29 protein-coding genes are annotated in these 19,064 nt (G+C 39.7%); 2 read left to right on the forward strand and 27 right to left on the reverse strand.

The window, feature by feature from the left end:
* From MHM_RS02215 to MHM_RS02325, 23 genes are all read right to left on the reverse strand, one after another.
* The gene (locus MHM_RS02215; RefSeq protein WP_015511814.1) at positions 1-675 is read right to left on the reverse strand and encodes a hypothetical protein; all 675 of its coding nucleotides are present in this window, start codon (positions 673-675) and stop codon (positions 1-3) included.
* Positions 676-1,320 carry a hypothetical protein gene (locus tag MHM_RS02220; protein ID WP_015511815.1) on the reverse strand — a complete coding sequence of 215 codons (645 nt, stop codon included), beginning with the start codon at positions 1,318-1,320 and terminating at the stop codon, positions 676-678.
* Between the two features lie 2 nt (positions 1,321-1,322).
* Entirely contained in the window at positions 1,323-1,862 is a 540-nt protein-coding gene (locus tag MHM_RS02225; protein WP_015511816.1) for a hypothetical protein, read from the reverse strand.
* Positions 1,863-2,313: 451 nt separating this feature from the next.
* Positions 2,314-2,958 carry a hypothetical protein gene (locus MHM_RS02230; protein WP_015511819.1) on the reverse strand — a complete coding sequence of 215 codons (645 nt, stop codon included), beginning with the start codon at positions 2,956-2,958 and terminating at the stop codon, positions 2,314-2,316.
* A gap of 8 nt (positions 2,959-2,966) precedes the next feature.
* On the reverse strand, positions 2,967-3,596 hold the full coding sequence (locus MHM_RS02235; protein ID WP_015511820.1) for a hypothetical protein: 630 nt from the start codon (positions 3,594-3,596) through the stop codon (positions 2,967-2,969).
* A 9-nt stretch (positions 3,597-3,605) separates the two neighbouring features.
* Positions 3,606-4,208, reverse strand: a complete 603-nt coding sequence (locus MHM_RS02240) for a hypothetical protein (RefSeq protein ID WP_015511821.1) — start codon at positions 4,206-4,208, stop codon at positions 3,606-3,608.
* A gap of 6 nt (positions 4,209-4,214) precedes the next feature.
* Positions 4,215-4,721: a hypothetical protein gene (locus tag MHM_RS02245; protein ID WP_015511822.1), complete on the reverse strand. Its 507-nt coding sequence runs from the start codon at positions 4,719-4,721 to the stop codon at positions 4,215-4,217.
* Positions 4,722-4,869: 148 nt separating this feature from the next.
* Positions 4,870-5,559 carry a hypothetical protein gene (locus tag MHM_RS02250; RefSeq protein ID WP_015511824.1) on the reverse strand — a complete coding sequence of 230 codons (690 nt, stop codon included), beginning with the start codon at positions 5,557-5,559 and terminating at the stop codon, positions 4,870-4,872.
* Between the two features lie 26 nt (positions 5,560-5,585).
* A complete protein-coding gene (locus MHM_RS02255) occupies positions 5,586-6,251 on the reverse strand; it encodes a hypothetical protein (RefSeq protein WP_015511825.1) in 666 nt (221 codons plus the stop codon).
* Between the two features lie 31 nt (positions 6,252-6,282).
* Positions 6,283-6,942 (reverse strand): hypothetical protein, encoded by a 660-nt coding sequence (locus MHM_RS02260; protein WP_015511826.1) that lies wholly within the window; start codon positions 6,940-6,942, stop codon positions 6,283-6,285.
* A 17-nt stretch (positions 6,943-6,959) separates the two neighbouring features.
* Positions 6,960-7,736 (reverse strand): hypothetical protein, encoded by a 777-nt coding sequence (locus tag MHM_RS02265; protein ID WP_015511827.1) that lies wholly within the window; start codon positions 7,734-7,736, stop codon positions 6,960-6,962.
* Between the two features lie 188 nt (positions 7,737-7,924).
* A complete protein-coding gene (locus tag MHM_RS02270; protein ID WP_146222386.1) occupies positions 7,925-8,485 on the reverse strand; it encodes a hypothetical protein in 561 nt (186 codons plus the stop codon).
* Between the two features lie 269 nt (positions 8,486-8,754).
* On the reverse strand, positions 8,755-8,994 hold the full coding sequence (locus MHM_RS02275) for a hypothetical protein (protein ID WP_015511829.1): 240 nt from the start codon (positions 8,992-8,994) through the stop codon (positions 8,755-8,757).
* A 255-nt stretch (positions 8,995-9,249) separates the two neighbouring features.
* Positions 9,250-9,702 carry a hypothetical protein gene (locus MHM_RS02915; RefSeq protein WP_015511830.1) on the reverse strand — a complete coding sequence of 151 codons (453 nt, stop codon included), beginning with the start codon at positions 9,700-9,702 and terminating at the stop codon, positions 9,250-9,252.
* Between the two features lie 57 nt (positions 9,703-9,759).
* The gene (locus MHM_RS02290; RefSeq protein ID WP_187286224.1) at positions 9,760-10,269 is read right to left on the reverse strand and encodes a hypothetical protein; all 510 of its coding nucleotides are present in this window, start codon (positions 10,267-10,269) and stop codon (positions 9,760-9,762) included.
* Positions 10,205-10,384 (reverse strand): hypothetical protein, encoded by a 180-nt coding sequence (locus MHM_RS02295; RefSeq protein WP_015511832.1) that lies wholly within the window; start codon positions 10,382-10,384, stop codon positions 10,205-10,207. The genes MHM_RS02290 and MHM_RS02295 overlap by 65 nt, the downstream gene beginning before the upstream one ends.
* A 40-nt stretch (positions 10,385-10,424) precedes the next feature.
* On the reverse strand, positions 10,425-11,054 hold the full coding sequence (locus MHM_RS02300; RefSeq protein WP_015511833.1) for a hypothetical protein: 630 nt from the start codon (positions 11,052-11,054) through the stop codon (positions 10,425-10,427).
* A 62-nt stretch (positions 11,055-11,116) separates the two neighbouring features.
* Positions 11,117-11,722: a hypothetical protein gene (locus MHM_RS02305; RefSeq protein ID WP_015511834.1), complete on the reverse strand. Its 606-nt coding sequence runs from the start codon at positions 11,720-11,722 to the stop codon at positions 11,117-11,119.
* 13 nt (positions 11,723-11,735) lie between these two features.
* Entirely contained in the window at positions 11,736-12,500 is a 765-nt protein-coding gene (locus MHM_RS02310) for a hypothetical protein (RefSeq protein WP_015511835.1), read from the reverse strand.
* 37 nt (positions 12,501-12,537) lie between these two features.
* Positions 12,538-12,681, reverse strand: a complete 144-nt coding sequence (locus MHM_RS03015; protein ID WP_015511836.1) for a hypothetical protein — start codon at positions 12,679-12,681, stop codon at positions 12,538-12,540.
* 9 nt (positions 12,682-12,690) lie between these two features.
* Positions 12,691-13,296, reverse strand: coding sequence for a hypothetical protein (locus tag MHM_RS02315; protein ID WP_043902150.1), 606 nt, complete (start codon positions 13,294-13,296; stop codon positions 12,691-12,693).
* Positions 13,297-13,673: 377 nt separating this feature from the next.
* Positions 13,674-14,567, reverse strand: coding sequence for a hypothetical protein (locus MHM_RS02320; protein WP_015511839.1), 894 nt, complete (start codon positions 14,565-14,567; stop codon positions 13,674-13,676).
* A 68-nt stretch (positions 14,568-14,635) separates the two neighbouring features.
* Positions 14,636-15,358: a hypothetical protein gene (locus tag MHM_RS02325; protein WP_043902151.1), complete on the reverse strand. Its 723-nt coding sequence runs from the start codon at positions 15,356-15,358 to the stop codon at positions 14,636-14,638.
* A 19-nt stretch (positions 15,359-15,377) separates the two neighbouring features.
* Here MHM_RS02325 and MHM_RS02330 point away from each other — a divergent pair, with 19 nt between their 5' ends.
* Positions 15,378-15,737: a hypothetical protein gene (locus MHM_RS02330; RefSeq protein ID WP_043902152.1), complete on the forward strand. Its 360-nt coding sequence runs from the start codon at positions 15,378-15,380 to the stop codon at positions 15,735-15,737.
* Here the strand turns inward: MHM_RS02330 and MHM_RS02335 are convergent.
* The 3 genes from MHM_RS02335 to MHM_RS02920 form a co-directional block, all read right to left on the reverse strand.
* Positions 15,730-16,311 (reverse strand): hypothetical protein, encoded by a 582-nt coding sequence (locus MHM_RS02335; RefSeq protein WP_015511841.1) that lies wholly within the window; start codon positions 16,309-16,311, stop codon positions 15,730-15,732. The genes MHM_RS02330 and MHM_RS02335 overlap by 8 nt on opposite strands.
* 44 nt (positions 16,312-16,355) lie before the next feature.
* Positions 16,356-17,258, reverse strand: coding sequence for a hypothetical protein (locus MHM_RS02340; RefSeq protein WP_146222388.1), 903 nt, complete (start codon positions 17,256-17,258; stop codon positions 16,356-16,358).
* A gap of 72 nt (positions 17,259-17,330) precedes the next feature.
* Positions 17,331-17,870, reverse strand: a complete 540-nt coding sequence (locus MHM_RS02920) for a hypothetical protein (RefSeq protein WP_146222389.1) — start codon at positions 17,868-17,870, stop codon at positions 17,331-17,333.
* A gap of 34 nt (positions 17,871-17,904) precedes the next feature.
* Between MHM_RS02920 and MHM_RS02925 the strand changes: the two genes are divergently transcribed.
* Positions 17,905-18,213 carry a hypothetical protein gene (locus MHM_RS02925; protein WP_146222390.1) on the forward strand — a complete coding sequence of 103 codons (309 nt, stop codon included), beginning with the start codon at positions 17,905-17,907 and terminating at the stop codon, positions 18,211-18,213.
* A gap of 87 nt (positions 18,214-18,300) precedes the next feature.
* Here the strand turns inward: MHM_RS02925 and MHM_RS02350 are convergent, their stop codons facing one another.
* The gene (locus MHM_RS02350; RefSeq protein WP_146222391.1) at positions 18,301-19,008 is read right to left on the reverse strand and encodes a hypothetical protein; all 708 of its coding nucleotides are present in this window, start codon (positions 19,006-19,008) and stop codon (positions 18,301-18,303) included.
* Between the last annotated feature and the right edge of the window lie 56 nt (positions 19,009-19,064).

Genomic DNA, 19,064 nt, shown 5'->3' on the forward strand with positions numbered 1-19,064 from the left:
TTATTTCATATTTTTAACAAACACAATCGCCCTTCAACCTACTTCATTTTTAGTACCGAAAGTTGGTGGAATGGTTGAAGCTTGACTACTACTATCACTCCAACAATTAGATAGACAGAACTTTAGGCTTCTTACACTATTTGATTCACTTCCAGTAGATTTTTCAATATCTAAGAAGTTCGCAGGATTGCCTCCACAGTAACCTAGATACTCATTTCCGGCTGCTGAACTTTCTACCTGTAGCACTCATTGAGGTCAATTGCTGCCTGTACAAAAAGCCTTTCAGGAGCTGCTAGTAGAGGTAGAATGTCAATTCTGACCGCCTCTAGTTCACATACTCTTAAATAATTCAGAAAGTGAATTTTCCACTGTAGTATCCAAACGTTCGGAACTCTCATCAGACTTTCACTTTCAACACAGCTCAGCTTCAGTGGTATCTCCGAAAGAAAAAGTTGCAGCAGTTTCTACATTTCCACTACATTTTTGCAGCTTTAAGCTACTACCTAAACTCGAACTCCTCTCTCCAACTAATTGTGAACTCTCAGCACTAACCTTCATTCCTACACTAGCTGCCTCTCCACTGCTTTGAGCCCCTAACCCTAAAGGTACACCTACTGCACAGCATCCACTTACAGTTCCTACAACTCCCACTATAGTCCTAGGATTTACAACCATTTAAGAAGCGCTTTCTAAGATATTTTGGGTTCTAAATTGAAAATTTTTTCAGTTTCCTGATTTCTCCTTCAATTGTCTAGGGCTCCCTGTTTCTTCACGTTTTCAACAATCGCCCTTACAATGCTGAATACTTAACTTGCTACTATCCTTTCCCTCTATAGATATTCAAACTTGATCAGATGAGCTAACACTACTACTGCACAATCCTAGATATTCTTTTCCCTCCCCTACACTTGCAAATACTCACTTATCTTCACCCTGCATGCACAGAGATTTTCAATCTGACTGTGCAGTACTCCAGTTACCATTTCTAGAGCCTCATGTTTTTAAAAACAGGTTAGTATACTTATCTTCCTCATTCATCTCCTCTCCGGAACTCTCAACTGTTCAACAAATATCTTTAGAACTTGAATCCCCATAATCTACAACTGCACCGCTTAAGTTTGACTGATCAGCACACTTAACTATTTTTAATTGAGCTGACTCTAACCCTTCCTGCGAAGCTAACTGAGGACCAACTCTAACCGTAGACGATGACTCCTTCTCTTCTGATTGAGTAGCTGCAGACATCAAAGTCGGTGCTATAGCACCTCCTCCTCCTAAAACACCACATGCGGTTATCGCCTTAGGGATAGTTAATTTCATCTCTACTGGGAATTACTGTAAAAACCTATCTCACTTCAATTGTTATCCTGCTTAGTTTCCAGTGTTTCAATACCACTGTTCCCTGGACTGCTGAAACAGTCCTTCTCGCAAAAACTAACTTTTTGCACTTTACTCTTCGATGAATCTTTGTCTATATCTAGGAAACTTACCTCACTACTCGACGATTTTTGAGCATTATTATCGCAATAACCCAATATCTGGCTATTACCTGAGGTAACAACTACTCATTTAGGTGAATGACCACTTGTACAATTAGATTTTCAGTATGTAGATGGAGTACTTGTTTCTCAATTGGTGACTTCATTCTCTCACATCTTCTGAAACAAAGCAGTTAAAGCCACATCGGATTGACTACCTGGAAGTGTGCCGCCTGAAGAGGAGCTCTCCAACTTTCAGCAAATAGACTGTTTGTTCTGTTCCCCAAATGCTATTTTGGTGGTATAACGGTCATTTCCTGCACACTTAGTTAGAGATACTGCTGATGCTGTTTGCCCCCCCCCTGGAGTCTCCTGTAGTAGCACTGACTTGAGTACCTACACCTCTAGTGCCTAGTTGATTCCCAGTGCTAGCAAAAGATAGTGGAACTCCTACGGCGCAGCCGGCACCGAATAGGGCACACAAGCTTCAAATCGTTCTAGAAAGTAGAAAGCCCTTCATCTAAGCTCCTATCTTACTGTGTAGAAATACTAGCCCTCTAAGTCCTTAGGGAAACAGTAATCTCCCTCCCTCCCCCCTACAGGGGGAGTTACTACTAAACTTCCCTACATCAAGAGTCTCTGTAGTACCGTTCACCCCCCCCCGATTAGACAGCACTTTTTGAGTACCATAACTCACTACATCCTCAAAACCGCACAACTTGACCTTAAACCTCAACACTTAAACTTTTTTAAGCTTTAAGCAAAATTTTATCTTCATGCAATTCCATTTCCAACACTCTAGAATCTCCGTTGAAATCATTTGCTTGTTTCCCCTCTAAGAAGCTAGCTCTTGTGCTGAAGTCTGATCCCTATTGTAAAATTTAACTTCTTTTCAACTACCACTTTTCTCAGTGGTTAAAATCTTAACTCCTGAACTTTCCTGAGGGTCTTCTCAACAGTCACTAGTACATATAGAAAACTTTAGGGTAGAATTAGAACCTGAAACCATATCTTCCTTCTTAAGATAAACTGTTTTATCGTAACTGGAGCTATTACACAACCTTAGATATTTATTAATTTGAGTTAAAGTGTCAGTCCCTACAACTATTGCTCACTTATTAGAAAGTGAATCATCTATCATACATTGAGCTGTTCACCTTTCCTGTTCTGCACCTACCTCTCAATTTTGAGTTCCCTGACCCCAATGATTCTGAAATAAAGTAGTATACTCACTTCCGGTTGCACTAGATGCCTGGGTTGCAGCATCTACTTCCTTTCAACATACATTTCTCAGCTCAGCTTCTCCATAGCTTACCTCTCCCAAATTAGCTGCATCAGTATTTTCGCACTTAACTAGGGATATCTTTGGTAAGCTAGACACTCCTCCTGCAGTAACACTCATAGCTATAGGGGTTGCAACTGCACAACTCCCTCCTAGTAAACTTACTCCTCCCAGTATACTTCTTAAAGGAACTGCCACCTAATCCTCTAGTTTTTCTTTCTCTGAAATTGTAATGTAACTCAATTTTCCTGCTCTTCTATAGCTCACTGCTGTAGCTTTCCATCTCCTTTCTCTCCCCCTGTTTGTCAACAGTTAGACTCACAAATTGAAACTGGCTCAGCTTTACTAGTTGTTCCCCCTTCCCTTTTAAGATAGACTCAACTACTATTATTTCTCTTTCCTAAGTATACAGCACCACTACAGCTGTCACTAGACTTTAACTCCCAAAGGGAGGAGCTATCTCCCTCTTGACTCTCTTCATCTTTCTGCCTGCAGTAAGCTATTCAACTACTCTTTTCCAAATCGGATCATACATTATCAGTGCTTAAACCGACTGAAACTAGAGAGTTGACTATTTCTACTGACTTAACAGTGGAATCGCTAGTTCAGCAACTGTTTAGTACATCTCTTGATCTAGCAACCACTTCATTAGACAAATCCGACGAACATTGAGCTACTCCAACTGTACTTTCTGCTGAAACTTGACTAGCTGGAGTAGACTTAGCTGGAAATTCAGTAACTCCCTTTTCTACACTCAGGGAAACAGGCACAGCTACAGCACAAACTCCTCCTGTTAAGCCTACCATACTACAGACTACCCTAATTGGAGAAAGCATATACTCAGCTTAACCCTTTCTATAGAACTTTAATTCTTTAAAGTTACTATCTTTAGCTGTCTGTAGTTCTCAAGGTTTAGAATTCTCAACCGGACTGGAGGGGGTTTCCCAGCAATCTCTATTGCATATTGAAATAGTGGTAGTTCCGCTTTTCTCTTTCTTCTTTATAAACATAGTGCTTTCTACACTATCAGTTCCGCTGCATAGTCCTAACAACTCTTCCTGCTCTTCATCCTCTTGAGCTCCAGTACTTCAAATGACCCATCCGGGAGAATGGGTCTTGCACTCACTCGCTCAAGAATTCTTGCTGTAGTTACTTCAAGACTCTCTATTACTTCATTCACTACTAATTAGAGAACTTAATTCTGATTCCTGCTGCACTGTCTCTGAGCTATTTCAGCATATATCTGTCACCTGTTGATCTCCAAAGAAAAGCGGAGATTCAGAGGCACTAGTAGTACATTTTGATACAGACACATTTCTCATTAAAGTACTATCTTCACTATCTCTAGCATTATCGCCTCTAACATTTATCAAAACTGGGACCGCTACGGCAGAACTTACTCCTGCCAAACTTAAAGCACAGAGTAAAAACCTAGTTAGAAAGGGCATAACTTACTAACTTACCTTTTGTTTAAAAAACTTAACTGTCTTTCAATTACTTTCATTAGCTTCCTGTAACTCTAGTTTTGAAGGACTAGAGACTCCAGAGGTATTTCAACAACTGCTTGTACAGACTGAAAGAGTATGCGTGGACTGACCACTCTCTTTCTTTCTCTTCACAAAGGGTGTATTCTCTACCTGGTTACCACTACATAATCCTAGATACTCTTCCTCAGCTTCTAAATTTCCATCTTCTCCTGAACTAAACACAGTCCAATTAGGAGTTGGAGAACTACAATCATCTTTTCACTCTCCATAACTCTTATTATTTCACTCCTCATCTTGTTTATTCCAAACACTTTTAAATAGTGAACTAAATTTTTCTCCCTGGTCTGTAATGTCAGACTGAGAACTACCCTCTGCTAGTTCTCAACATATACTTGCAACACCTTCATCGCCGTAATTGACTGCAGCTAAGCTATCTTTAATAGCAACAGAGGTACACATTTTTAGCTCATTCAACTCAACTGATTGCCCCCCCCTCTACTACTATCCACTCTAGCTGCTTTCCCCTGCAAGTGTAATACTACAGGTACTGTTACTGCAGAGCTCACTCCTGCCACCGCAGCTAAAATAAGACATAATTTCAGCAAAAACACTATTTAAAACTCTAACTCTGCAGAGTTACTGCAGAACTACTATTTCAAAATTTCAATTCCGCCCAACTCCCAGTGTTTTCAGTTACATTTTGAGATTGAGCTGTAGTTAAATTGAAGGTATTGCCTTGTCAACAATTACTCTCACAGAAGAAAAGAGTGTTGTTGCTCCCACTTTTCAACTCTTTTTTCACAAAAGCACTATTTTCCGTCTGAGAAAGAGCTACATATTCAACGCCGTTACACTCATCCCTATTGCCCTTTCACAACGTTCTGTTTTCCGTAGCTGAATCATCACTTTCTGAGTCCCTAGTATAACAGTATGTAGCTCACTTATTTTCATTTAATTTAGCTCAGGAGGTAGCGCTTAACCAAGCTTTTCCTAAAAATTCCTGCAAGTTATCCTTTTCCCCGGAGGTGGAACTTCCCTCTCAGCACACTTCCTTCACATTTACAGCACCGAAAGAGATTGCAGACCTCACTCCTGAAGTTGAAGTGTTACATTCAACTACAGTTATAGGATTCTGAGAAGCTGCCACTGTAGAAGTACTATCTGATACTAACTGCACTTCACTCGTACTACCAGAATCGTAATCGGAAGTTGAATAACCTTTCTGAGTAGACATTGTTACCGGTACTGCAACTGCGGAACTAATACCTGCTAGAGCACATAACCCTAGACATCCCTTGAAAACCGGAATCAACTTGTATTAGCTCCTTCCTATTGTCTTTATTGAAAGCTAACCGGCTTTCAAGCACTACCTACCTCTTTAACCACCTGTTGAGACTGAGCTGTCTTAAATGGAGTAGAACTATCTCAGCAATTGTTTTCAGTACATAGTCAAACATTATAGGAAGCAGAGCCTGATGCTGACAACTCTTTCTTTAAAAAGGTAGTCGCCTGACTACTGCTGCCTTTCAACTCTAGATATTCAGTACCGCTACAACTACCATCTGTTTCCTTCCATAAGGTAATAAGGCCGTTATTTTCTGTGTCTGCCTTCTCTTCACTTGGAGTATCTTCTCGATTCTTGCAGTAAGTCTGTCCAGTACTTCCGCTGTACACTCACTTATCTGGAGTATTTCAAGTTGAGGAAAAAATTTCACTCAAGTCCGCTGATAGATTATCACTTCCCTCACTAGTTCAACACACTCCAGTTGAGGTACTTGAACTTCCAAATGTAATGGTTGTACCTCCACTAGTTGATGAAGTAGCACATTTTTCTACTTTAGGGGTAGTTCGAGTGCTACCAACTTGTTCAACCCCTGCTACTTCCCCAACTTCTCTAGTTACTGAAGCGGCGCTAGTAGCACTTGCAACAACTGGTGTAGCTACAGCAGCACTTATACCTGCTACTGCAACCAACGCCAGACACAGCTTGAATAAAACGAGCAACTTCTAGTTTAAAACCTCGGCTAGAAAAACATTATACGCTAAGCCCTTCTGTCTGTTTGTAATACTTCAGTTCACTCCAACTATTCTGCTTTTCCTTCACCGAAGCTTGAGTTGTTGAAGAACCGGAGTTAAAACCCGTACCCTCTCAACAATCGCCTACACATAGTCAGGTCTTCCACTGTGCATTTGAAGCTTCCTTTTTCTTTTTCAAGAAAGTATTACTGCTATTTCCTAACCTTAGATACTCAGTACCATTACATGAACTTCCAGTTCCCTTCCAGAGTGTTAGATATCCCTGATTATCTCCATCTTCATCTTCTTCTTTTGAATCCTCTGTTCCTGAACTATCGCAATAATCTGTCATTCCCTCTAATCCTAAAGCTGCAAAAGAAGCTGAACCTCAGGCACTCTGCAATGCCTTACTGATGTTTTGCCCATCCGATGATGCTTGAATAGTATCTCCAGCATTTCAACATACTCCCCCTAGTGAACCTGTTCCAAATTCAAGAGCATTGCTTGCAGTTTCTGTATCACCACACATATTTACTGAAACTGACTGAGTGTGATTAACATCTCTACTAGTTGTTGGACCTACAGCTTGCCTCGAATTCACTACCACAGGTACTGCTACAGCAGAGCTTAATCCTGCAATTAATGCTATACCCAGACATCACTTGAGTAGAAAAAACATTTCTAAAAACTATGTAATTAATTAATTCATAGCTGCTGAAAGCTTAATTCCCTTCATTTATCTGCATTTTCCTTCAAACTCTGGGTTGGAGAAGTTTCACTAAAAGCTTGACTGCCTTCCCAGCATTCTCTTCCACAACTCCATACTTTTCACTGGTCGCCACTCTCGCTTTTTTTCTTGAGAAAAGCATTACTGCTGCTTCCTAGTTTCAAATATTCTGACCCACTACATCCCTGTGAGCCTCCCGCCCACAACGTAATTAAGCCTGCATCTTGGCCTGATTGATCATCATCACTCTCTTCCCCTTCATCTGAGCTCGAAGAACTGTCACAATAACTTTTAACTCCTGAAATACCTAAATTCCCTCAAGAAGAAGGACTACTTCAGGAAGCTTGCAAAATCTGGGTAATATTCCCCTCTTCTGTTGACTGTAACTGGGTGGAACTATCAACATTTCAACACACTCGAGTTAAATTGCCGGCGCCAAAGTTGATTGCACTACTGCCTGCAGTAGCCTGTTGAGTTGAACATTTCTCTACTAAAACAGTCCCCTGGGTAGAACTTCCCTCTCAACACACTTCCTTCACATTTGCAGCACCGAAAGAGATTGCAGACCTCACTCCTGAAGTTGAAGGGTTACATTCAACTACAGTTATAGGATTCTGAGAAGCTGACCCAGTAGAAGTAGTACGACTCCTAGATTGAGCAGCACTAGATACTACAGGTGCGGCTACAGCAGCACTTATACCAGCCAAAGCTACTGCAACCAGACATAATTTAAAAAAGAAAATCAAACTCTAGCTATTTAGACTCTAACTCCCTCCTAGGAGGAGGGAATCTTTCTACTCTCTACAGAAAGTCTATACCTGCTCCTCCCTAAAGCCCCCCCCGAAATGTCGACAAAGTATACACAGGCACTTAATTACTTAAGACTCCTTTTCTGTAGAACGGCTGATAAGAAAGTACAGTTCAAGATTACTCTCTAACTGGCTGACTTTTTTCAAAATTTTACTGAAGCTCAAGCGCCTGTCGGATTAGACCAATTTTTCAAACTACTTTGAGTACCAATTGAGCTGGACTCACTAAAACACGAGCCGGTGCACAAACTCAGCTGTAATTGAGAATTTCCTCCACTAGAATTAGAATCAACTTTTTTTAGAAACAGCTGAGTGTGCTGAGCATTAACTCCGCAATAACCTAAATATTCCGTACCGTTAGAGGAATCTTGAGCACTTATTGCTCACTTGGGAGAGCTTGAGTCCATTAAACAAGAAGTTTTCCAAACGCTAGAACTATTATTTCTATCTCAACTAGTGGTAGGTGAACTTCACCTTTCCTTAAATAATGCAGTATACTTATCATCTCCCTGAGTACCTCTGTCCGATACAGTTGACTCTATAGTTCAACAGAGATCCTTCTCTTCAGAGGCGCCGAAAGAGACTTCCTGACCCTTAATTTCAGTTGCACTACATTTTTCTAGTACCAAGGTTGTTTCTGCGCCCCCCCCCTTGAGAGGGTTTTGAACTAGTTGCTGTTGAAACACTAAGAGAGACTGGGACTGCAATAGCACAACAACTTCCTGCTGCTCCCACCACCCCTACTAGAGATTTAACTGATAAGGCCAAACCCTAATCCCTATTTTGCAATTCACAATTCTGCTTCCTAAAACTTATATACTTTAAACTCTTTAACATTAAATCCCCTAAGGGAATTAAACCCTCCCTACAGGAGGGAATCTCCCTCTATATTATCCTTCTACAGGTAAATATAACTGCAGAGAAGTATTTAATCCTCTACTGAACTACTCATCTTTTATCTCTTGCCAATAGAGGAGAATAGGCAGAGAGAAGGATGTGAAACTCCACAAATAGGTCTTCACTTTACCTCCACATTCTTCCAATTACGTCTCAAATTTTCCTTCTTATCTTCGGAGCTTATAGTTTGAACAGTCGAACTCTTAGTAGCATTTACCAAAAAAGGTGCTGCCGCCGCACAAGAAGTTAAGGCAACGCCCCCCCCTAGACAGAGAGTAAGCTTAAAAATTCCACTCATATTCCTATATTTTACCTAACTCACATTTTGAAAATAATTTTACAGGAGCATCCATTCTCTATTAGATAGCAAATTTTATCAACAGTCTACAACAACCACTATTCCCTAATTGTCTATTTTTTCTGAAATTCTAGTGTTTTTCACTCTCCTGCATCTTTACTACTCAAAGTTGCGGTACTTACCCCTCCACTAGAATCTGTCCAACACTTTTTGCCTTGAAAACATACTCGAAGCTGCTTAGAACTAGAATCCCCACTAGTGAACTCTACAAATGGAAACGAACTCTCTTCTCCTGTCTCTCCCCTGCAGTAACCCCACACTTCCTCCCTGAGAGGTACTAGAAAGCATTCACTTCCCCTCAGTGCAGTTAGATTTTCAAGCTCCATTCAACTCTGCCCTACTAGATAAATCCTCCCTATTTCCTCAAATCTCCTGTAATAGACTAGTTAACGGACTTTCTGAAGCATTATCTGATGTAGTTACACTCTCCTCCTGATCACTATCTTCACTTTTTAACTTTCAGCAAACTCTTTCAGTTCCTGCATCACCAAATGTAACACTCTCCGCTCCACTTGAACCCTGTGCACACTTAGAAAACAACGGCCTAGGAATCTTTCCACTAGAATTCAGCGAAACCGGTACTACAACAGCGCATGCACTCCCTCCTGCACAAACCGCACCTCCAATAAGGTAAGATAGATATTTCAACCTAACTTAAACTGTTTCTCAACCAAAATGTAAACATCAAGAATTATTCCTACTACATTACTGGGAGATAGAGAAGAACTTTACTTCCTTCCAGTTTCCAGCATTAGGAGTTTGCAAACTTTGCAATCCTGCCGAAACGCTATCTGTCCAGCAATTTTTCGAACACAATTTGAGAGTTACATTTTTTACACTAAGTTTATCTACCTCCAGAAAACTCTGTTGAGAGGCTGAACTATTCGCGGAAGATGGACAAAATCCTAGATATTCCTTACTTCCTTCTGGGCTAACTAACACTCAACCTGAACCGCTTGAAACGCATTTAGCTTTATATGATTGACCAGTACCTCAACTAGAAGTATCTGTAGACTTTCACTTATTGGAGAACAACCCTAATAGCGCTGTCTTTTCAGTTTCTTGCAAACTCTCTATTCCTCCCTCTGCTTTCCAGCATGCAGTTTGAGTGTTCGTATCTCCAAAGTTAACATTTGCACTACTGTCACTATTACTGCACACATCTAGGGAAATTTGAGTTAACTCTTTTGTCTCCATCGACTGGCCCCCCCCCAACTAAATCTCCCTTACTAGCACTACTACTAACACTTAGTGGGATTGCAATACCAGCTGCACAGCAGCTTCCTAACACTCCTACAGGCACTGCAAAAGCTTTAAGTGCTATCGCCATAGAATCTTAGCTATAACTCCAAAATATATAAAACAGTCTCCTAACTCTGCTGCTGAAACTTTACTTCTCTCCAGTTTCCAGCTTTTTCCCTCTCTAGTGATACCATGCTCCCCTGTAACGCACCGGAATCCTCTTCTCAACAATCTCCTTTACATGCTCATCACTTTACCTTATCTACATTAGTTCCACTCTCTCACACTTTCTGTTTTTTCACAAATTTCGTAGCATCTACCTTAGAACTATCACACACTCCAGCATATTTCGAACCATCAGAACTTGAAACAACAATAGCTCATGAAGTTTCAGACCCATCACACTGTTGTAGCCAATTAGCGCCGCTATTCTCTGGTCAATCTCTAGAAGATGTAGGATTCTCTCATCCCGCTTTAAAAAGTGAAGTATACTCCTCTCCTGTTATGCTTTGTGAAGCTTCTTCTACTCTCCAGCAAACTTTTCCAGAGTTCTTATCTCCATAATCTACAACTTGACCAGTAGCTCCTGCCCCAACACTACAACTAGATAACTCAACTGAAGCTAAAGAAGCGCCCCCCCCCGATGTGCCAGCTACACTATTTTTTCCCTGAGTTGACAACACTACTGGTACTGCTATTGCACTACTCAATCCAGCTGCTAGGGCTAATCCCAAACATAATTGCAGTAAAAAAGACATCTTCTAACTATCTATCCCTAATCCGCAAACTTAAATCTCTCCTCTCTTGAAAGTGAGATAATCTACTTTTTCTGAAATTCTAACTCTTTCCACTCATTAGCATCTTTGGTTTTAAATGTAGAAGTGCCGCTACTGGTTGAATCTGTAAAGCAATTCTGACCCTTAAAGCAAACACTGAGTTTAGTTGAAGAATTAGTATCTCCAGTTACCTCTAAAAAGGGATAATTAGTATTCTGGTCTGATCCGCTTGAACTGCAGTAGCCAAAGAATTTGAAATTGCTATTACTCTCAGTTTTCCATTTTTTATCATTACACTCAACCTTCCAGTTACTATCTAACTCATTTTGACTAACAAGTGAGTCCTGCCTCTCCCACACTCTCATGAGTATCTCTGAAAGTTTGTTCTCATCACTTTGAACCTCAGTAGACTCTGATTCCTCTTCATCATCACTATCAGAGTCCTGCTTCAATTTTCAACATACTCTGCGAGTACTCTTATCTCCAAAAGCAACTGTTGCACTTGACCGGGTAATTTCCTCCTCTTGACACTTACTAATTACTAGTCCAGTAGATCCTGCTCCTTCAGTTAAGGTAACTGGTACTGCAATAGCGCAAGCACTACCTCCTGTACACACTACCCCTCCCACAATTGGAGTAAAATACTTCAAATTTACCTAGATTTTACTCTCCACTTCTAGCTGTTGAACTACCTCTAGTTAATATACTCAACAAACTAGCAACTATTGAAGTCACTGCTGCAGCCTCTTTCGGTACACTTACTCCCTGTCGACTAGCTCCAATTTCTCCTAGTAAAAGTATCTCATATATCTGCTGAGCAGTACTATCTCTTTCCTGTAAAAATTTATCTAATCTGTCCTTAGTTAAGCTGTAAGGAACTGAATTATTTCTGCTTCCCTGTAAAGCTGAAGAACTGCTCCCAGATTCAGATTTATGCTCTCCTATTAACTGAATAAATCTTTTAGCTTTAGATAGAGATTTATCAGGATCTGACAACACCCTTCTCATCAGATGAGCCAACAACCCTTTTTCTACCTCAAATACACCTTGAGACTTTCCTTCTGCTCCAGAGAGTCACTTTAACCCTTCTACCGTTTTCTGATACTCGTCACCCTTAAAGAAAGATGTGACCTCTTCCCTCTTTGAAGGATCGTAAATATACTTCAATAGTTTAGGAAAACCCTCAACCAGACCTTGAAGAGCTCCTTTAAGTTCCTCTCCCTGAAAAAATGTAGACTTCATTCCCTGCAGATAGGGAGTAGCTGTACTATAGTGAGACTCTATATTACCTAAAAAATTAACTACTGTCTGGAAGTAAGACCAAACCTGTGCTCCTGTACTACTTGCAGCTCCTGATATTTGGGTAGGTAATGAACATAATCAACTGAAGGTAGTGCAAAAATCAACTGCTGTTCCACTAGAAGACATTCCTGACTTCAGAAAGTTGGCAACCTTCCCAAAGGCACTACCTAAAGCATTTCCTATCTTTTCTCGCTGTTCAATTCCCAGTTGAACTACAGCTGAACAAGCGCCCCCCCCCGGCCAATAAAGCTGAGAGTGTTAAAAATGAAGGTTTCAGCCCTAACTTAACCACCGTCATTCCTAACATCCGCTGACCCTAACTTTTGGGGTTCACACTACTACCAGACAAATAATATCCCAAGAAGGTAGTCAATACTGAAACAGCTGCAGAAGTAGTAGGCGATACCGGTACACCTAAAGAGGATAATCCAATTTCAGCTTTTAAACCTAATTCATATATATTCTGGGCAGTCTCTGTTCTGGCTTTTAAAAACCTATCCAATCTTGGAATATTTAACACATAGGGAGAGCTACTAGTACCAGAACTTGCAGAGGAGCTTTCAGCCGCCACTCCTTGAGCATATTTCTCCTCTGAATTACTAATCAACTGCACTAACCTATCTATCTTATCCAATACCTGAGTAGGATTTTCAGCAAATTTGTTCACTAAGTGAGCAAATACTCCTTCCTCAACCTTAAATACCTTATTTAAAGCATGATTATCTTTTCCAGATAGAATCTCAAAAGCTTGCATAGACTTAGAAGCTTTCTCACCGGTAAATAGCTTAACAAACTTATTTCTAGAAGAACTTTCTGTGAAAAATTTAACTATATTAGGTATTTTTTTATGTAAATTTTTCAATAATTCTCCCAATTGAGACTTAATAAAGAAGGTAGTTTGTAAACCTCCAATGACACTCATAATTTGCTGATAATTCGATTCAGCATTACTGAAGAAAGTAAAGGTTAATTGAACCCAATTAGATAAGAACTCAAAAGTACTGCTAAAGAACCCAGAGATAGAAGTTCAAACTGGTGTTGTTCAACTAAATAGGCTAGACCATTCAATAGGATTGCCAGAAATTGAGCCGCCTCCAGGCTTTAATAACTCTCCTAGTTTAGTTCCTCAACTTTGCAGCTGAGTAGTAATAGGATAAGACTGTGTCAGCTCAACTACTACTAGACCTGTAAGTGCCCCCCCCCAGTTAATACTGCAGTACTACCTACCAGTAAAGGTTTAGAGAGCAATCAAGAGTAGAGTAGCCTAACATTTAGAGCTAGAACGCTCATCTCCCTGTTTTATGTAGAAGTGCTTGAACTACTATTTAACAACATTCCAAATACACTAGAAAATAGTGAAGTTACTGTAGAAGCCTCTTGAGGTAGCTTAACTCCTACACTATTTAGCCCTACTTCAGCTTGTAGTCCTAATTCATAGACTATCTGAGCTCCCTCTGATCTCTGTTGTAAAAACTTATCTAATCTCTGAATATTGAACTCATACGGTGCAGAAGGTGCTGCTCCATTATCGACACTCTCCCCTCCAGAACTACTAGAACTATACTTCTCGGAAATTGAACTTATCAATTTAGTTAATCTCTCTATTTTCTCAATTACTTTTGTAGGCTCTTCCGCAAACTTATTCACTAGGTGAGTCAGAATTCCCTGATCTACCTTAAAATACTTAGCTATCTCAGCTTTACTTCCTGAAAGCACTTTAAAAGCTTCTAAATTTTTAGAAGCATTATCTCCTGTAAATAACTTTTGAAATCTCTCCCTAGAAGAAGAATCAAGAAAAAAACTAGCAACTTTAGGTATCTTCCTGTGAAAGTCACTAAATAATTCAATAAGTTGTTGCTTTACGAATACTGAAGTTTTCAAACCTTCAATTCAAGTAGATAGTTTACTATAGCTAGTATTTCACTCTCCAAAAAAAGAGATAGTACTAGTCACCCAACTGGAGAGGTAACTAAAAACAGAGGAGAAGAAGCCTCTAATGGATTGAAGTGCAGGATTAAATCATCCGAATAGGTTGAGCTGTCCTTGACTCCCTGCTGAGGAACTATTTGGGGTAAATGCAGAAACAATGGGACTAAAAACTGAGTGTAAGCCTGAGCTTATTGAACTGTAATTTGAGACTACTCCATAAACTGTACCTGTAATGGCGCCCCCCCCCGGCCACAGTTGCTGCAACTCCTATAAGTGAAGGATTCTGCAGGAATATAGGAAGTCCTAATCTAAGCAGATTTAAGCCTAACAACTTATCTTGAAGAAGTTGAGTTTAGTAAAGCTTCATATTTAGACCAATTATTAACTATCTTCACGAATCCTGTTCAACCTTTACCTGCTGATTTAATTAATATCTTTGCTGCCTGAGGTTGTGCTACCATTTTCTGCTGCACATTCTCTAAGTTTTTAAAAGAATCATCTTTAAGCTCTTTTAAATTATTCACTACATCAGAGAATTTAAGCCCTCCTGTACTATCTAAATCTAGGGCTCGAGATAATTCCGACTTTTTCTCTAATCAGGTAGAAATGGAAGACCCTGAATCACTAACTAATTTTTTTAACTTATCTTTCTGTTGCTTCAATGTAGTAATTCAACTATCAAGTTGATCTGACTCTTCAACTAGAGAGGTTAGATAGTCTCCTAAATTAGTTTTTAGTTTTGATCAAGCTTCTCCCTCTGAAGTGAAGTTGGTTCACTCTAAATCTTTGGAAATCTCCTCTATATCTGATTTCTTCTCATTTAACTTTTTAACCATATTTCCTAACTTAGACGAGATAGTACTTCAATTTTCCCTTAATTTCTCTAACTGAGTGAGAAGTAAATTGCTTTCTTGGAGGGCATATTTCAGTAACTGCTTATATCCTCCAGCTTTAGAGGAAATTCACTGAAGCGCCTGCATATAGTCTTCCTTATGTTGGGAGACACTTTCATAAATACTAGATAAAAATGAACTATGCTCTACTAATTTCTCCACTATCTGTTTAACCTTCTCTTTGTTCGATCATAGTTCACTAAATACCTCCTGAATATCACTTCAAGCTGCAAAACTAGTAAATTGGTCTCAACTTAAATTAGAACTTATTCAGGTATATGCACTAGCAAGTGAGTCATTTACTGTGTGGAATGCACTACCCAGTTGAGAGGGTAGCTCACTAAAAAAAGAAGATAATGCACTAAATCAATTCTCTAGAAAAGGAGTACTACCTTCACCTCTTGAAGTTCCTAGAGATGAGAATGCATTCGCAACTGCTGTGCTCCATAGCTTGACATTTCTACTAATTGAGCTATGCTCTAGTTCTACTGCTGCTATTCCTGAAACAACGCCCCCCCCCCTCAGCTTATTCCCTAACTAGACTGCTGTGGAGGGTTAGTTCCTGTCTGCTCTTTATACCATTCAGCAATTGCCTTAGTTCAACGCTGCAATTGATTACTCTCGCTATCTTCAGCTTCACTCTCTGAAGTTTTTAACTTTTCATATAATTGCTTCAATTTTGAGAGGAATTGTATAGTCTTGCTTGAGTTTTCTGTACTCTTTCCCTCAGTCTCTACTTGACTACTTGAATTCAATAAATTAGACCATTCCTCCTTATTCTGAATTAATTTACCTACTTCCTCGTAGACTGACTTGGCTGATTCCTGAACAGAGTGGAAATTAGAACTTAAAACTTGCCCAGCTGAAGTCCCAGCAGCTTCGGTTCCAATAGATTCTGAAGCTGTAACTGATGTGCTAACTTCACTCTGTAGCTTCTCTAATAGTTGAGAGAGGGTACTACCTAATTTAGAGACATTCGTGCTTATAGGTGAATGAGCACTCTCCAACTTAATAATTGAGACTGCAGCGGCTCCTCCTGAAAGGGTAGCTGCAGTGCCTAACAAAACAGGTTTAGTTAATAACACGCTAGAAAGTGCCTTACCAGCTAGTAACACTTTCTCTACTTAAATCTATTGTATTTCCTTGTTACTAATTACTTCTATCTACTACCATTGGAGAATAAATGATCTAGAAAAGCTGCGCTCAAACTAGTCAATAAAGATGCTTGTGGAGGCACAGGCAAGCCTAGTGCATGTATTCCTATTTCAGCTTTAACTCCTAATTCGTAAATCTCTTGAGCACTATCTCTACGTTTCTTTAAAAATTGATCTAATCTCTCTTTATTAAACAGATAGGGAGAATTCATAGCTGTCTGGGTTGAACTACCTTCTCCTGAAGATTGTGAAGATGAATTGTACAGATTTGCATACTTCTCTTTAGCACTACTAATTAAGTTAACTAATCTATCAATTTTGTCAATCACTTCTACAGGAGCTTCAGCAAATCTATTCATCAGGTGAGCTAATACTCCATCTTCTACCTTAAACACCTCGTTAGGTCCCTTACTATTTCCTGACAACACCTTAAAGGCTTCTAGTGCATTCTTAGCTTTCGCGCCGGAAAACAGATTAGTGAATTTGGTTCTCGCCTGAGTATTAAAGGCAAATGAAACAATCTTAGGTATTTTGGTATATCAATTTTCCAGTAACTTAGAAAGCTCAGCTTTAACGAATAGAGTGGTATTTAATCCCTCAATGGCCTGTTTCAGTGTTGGAATATGTGTTTGCGCTTCAGTTGCGATCTGCACTGAGCTAGTAAAAAAAGCACCTAAAGTCTGAAAAAAGGAGGAAATACTAGCCCAAGTGGAGGGTATTCAGCTGTAGAGAAAAGTTCAAGATATCGGTGCAGCTGAAGTTGATGTACTACCACTAGATTTTAAAACATTAAACACTGAAGTTCCCCAACTTTTCACTTTCCCGGAAATCGGAAAGCCCTGTGTAAATTCAAGTGTTGCAACACCAGCTATTGCGCCCCCCCCCGAGATGATCGCCAAGGGGCTCACTAACATAGGTTTAGCAAATACACTAGAAAAAAGTAACTTAGAGTGTAGTAAAAACATTAAAAAACTCTCTTCCTACTTTTTAACCGAAGAAGTTTCTGAATTTCCCAGTAGGGCTCCAAATAAGCTAGCTACTATGGAGGTAGCTGTAGAAGCTCCTGGAGGAACTGGTATTGCTGTACTGTGCAACCCTACCTCAAATTTCATTCCCAATTCGTATGCTAACTGAGCTCCCTTACCCCTATCTTGAAAGAATTTATCTAGTCTCTGAGCATCAAAAATATAGGGAGTTGAAGGAGCGGCACTACTTCCCCCTACTGAATCTCCCCCTGAACTATATTTAGTTGATAACTCGCTAATAACTTTAGTTAACCTACTCATACGATCAAAAACCTTATCAGGTTCTTGGCTAAATTTATTCACAAGTCTAAGTAGCACTCCCTCCTCAACTTTAAAGTAGCTTTCAAACTGTTTATCACTCCCTGATAGTACCTTAAAAGCTTTCATATTCTTTTGGCCCTCATCTCCTGAAAATAACTGAATAAACTTATTGCGTTTCTCAGTGTCTGTAAAAAAATTAAAGAGATTCGGTGCTTTTTGATGGAGGCTGCTCAAGAAAGCTCATATTTCCTCGCTTTTTAGTACTGTAGTGTTTAAACCTTTCAATCAAGGTTGAAGGGTAGCCCAGTGAGTCTGATACTGTGAAAGAACCTGAAACGCCTGTGTCACTCAATTAACTAGTGTACTAGTAGCTGAAGTTATTCAACTGGCTACAGCACTTCAAGCAGGACTTACTCAGCTAAATAAGTTAAATGTTGATGCTGCACTGGATTGATCAGAGTTAGGTGTAAATCAACTAACAATTGGAGTAAATGCTTTTTGGAGTCCAGCGCCTATAGCTGAACTATTGGCACTAACAGCCCACACACTTCCTGTAACGACGCCCCCCCCCAATTAGTGCAACTGCAGGAGCTATTAATACAGGATTTTTAGATAAAGTGCATAAAAGTAATCTACCAGAAAGGGCTAACAATAAGGACACTCCCTAAGCATTAAAGAGGGGACTATATAACCTATCTCAATCTTTAACAACCTTCTTCAATCCAGTCATTCCATTCCCAGCTATTTTCAAAATCAGTTTAGACTTAACTTCAGATTTAACCAACTCCTTAAATATTTTCTCTAATTGAGTACTACTTTTCTCCAAAATGGTTGAAAGACTATCCACTACCTCGGAAAAAGTTCCAGTTTGACTTGAACTAGAACTTAGTATCTTTAGTGTTTTAGAGAGCTCCGCAATAAAATTTCTATGCTCAAATAACTTCAAAAATAACTTTCCTAGCTCTTGCTTCTTTCCTCAAACTTCTCCTGATTTAGACTTAACACTCTCTCAACTTTTCAGATAAGGGTTCACTGTGGAGTACATCTCTTTAATTATTTCGGGTAATGAGGAAAAATTATCTATTACTGCACTATATGCTTGAACAAGTAGATTACCCACATTCCCTCCTTCTCGTAAGATCGTTTCTGACACTAAGCCTCAACCTGATTTAAGAGAGCTAGACAATTGAAGCGTTCAATCTCCTGAAGCAGAAGTGGTAGAGGAAGAATTACTTGCAGCTGAACTTACAAGACTATAAAATTTCTCAACTCAACTAGATAATTTGGTATAAATCAGAGCACTGTTGCCTACCTCAAATTGAACTAACCCTGCTGAGAGCCCCCCCCCAACCAGAAGCGATGAAGTAGTCATGAGGGGAGATTTTAGAGCTATACTCTTTAACATTAACGCTGAATTTAAGCTCATAG

The organism is Candidatus Mycoplasma haematominutum 'Birmingham 1' (genome assembly GCF_000319365.1).
Taxonomy (GTDB): domain Bacteria; phylum Bacillota_I; class Bacilli_A; order Mycoplasmatales; family Mycoplasmoidaceae; genus Eperythrozoon_A; species Eperythrozoon_A haematominutum.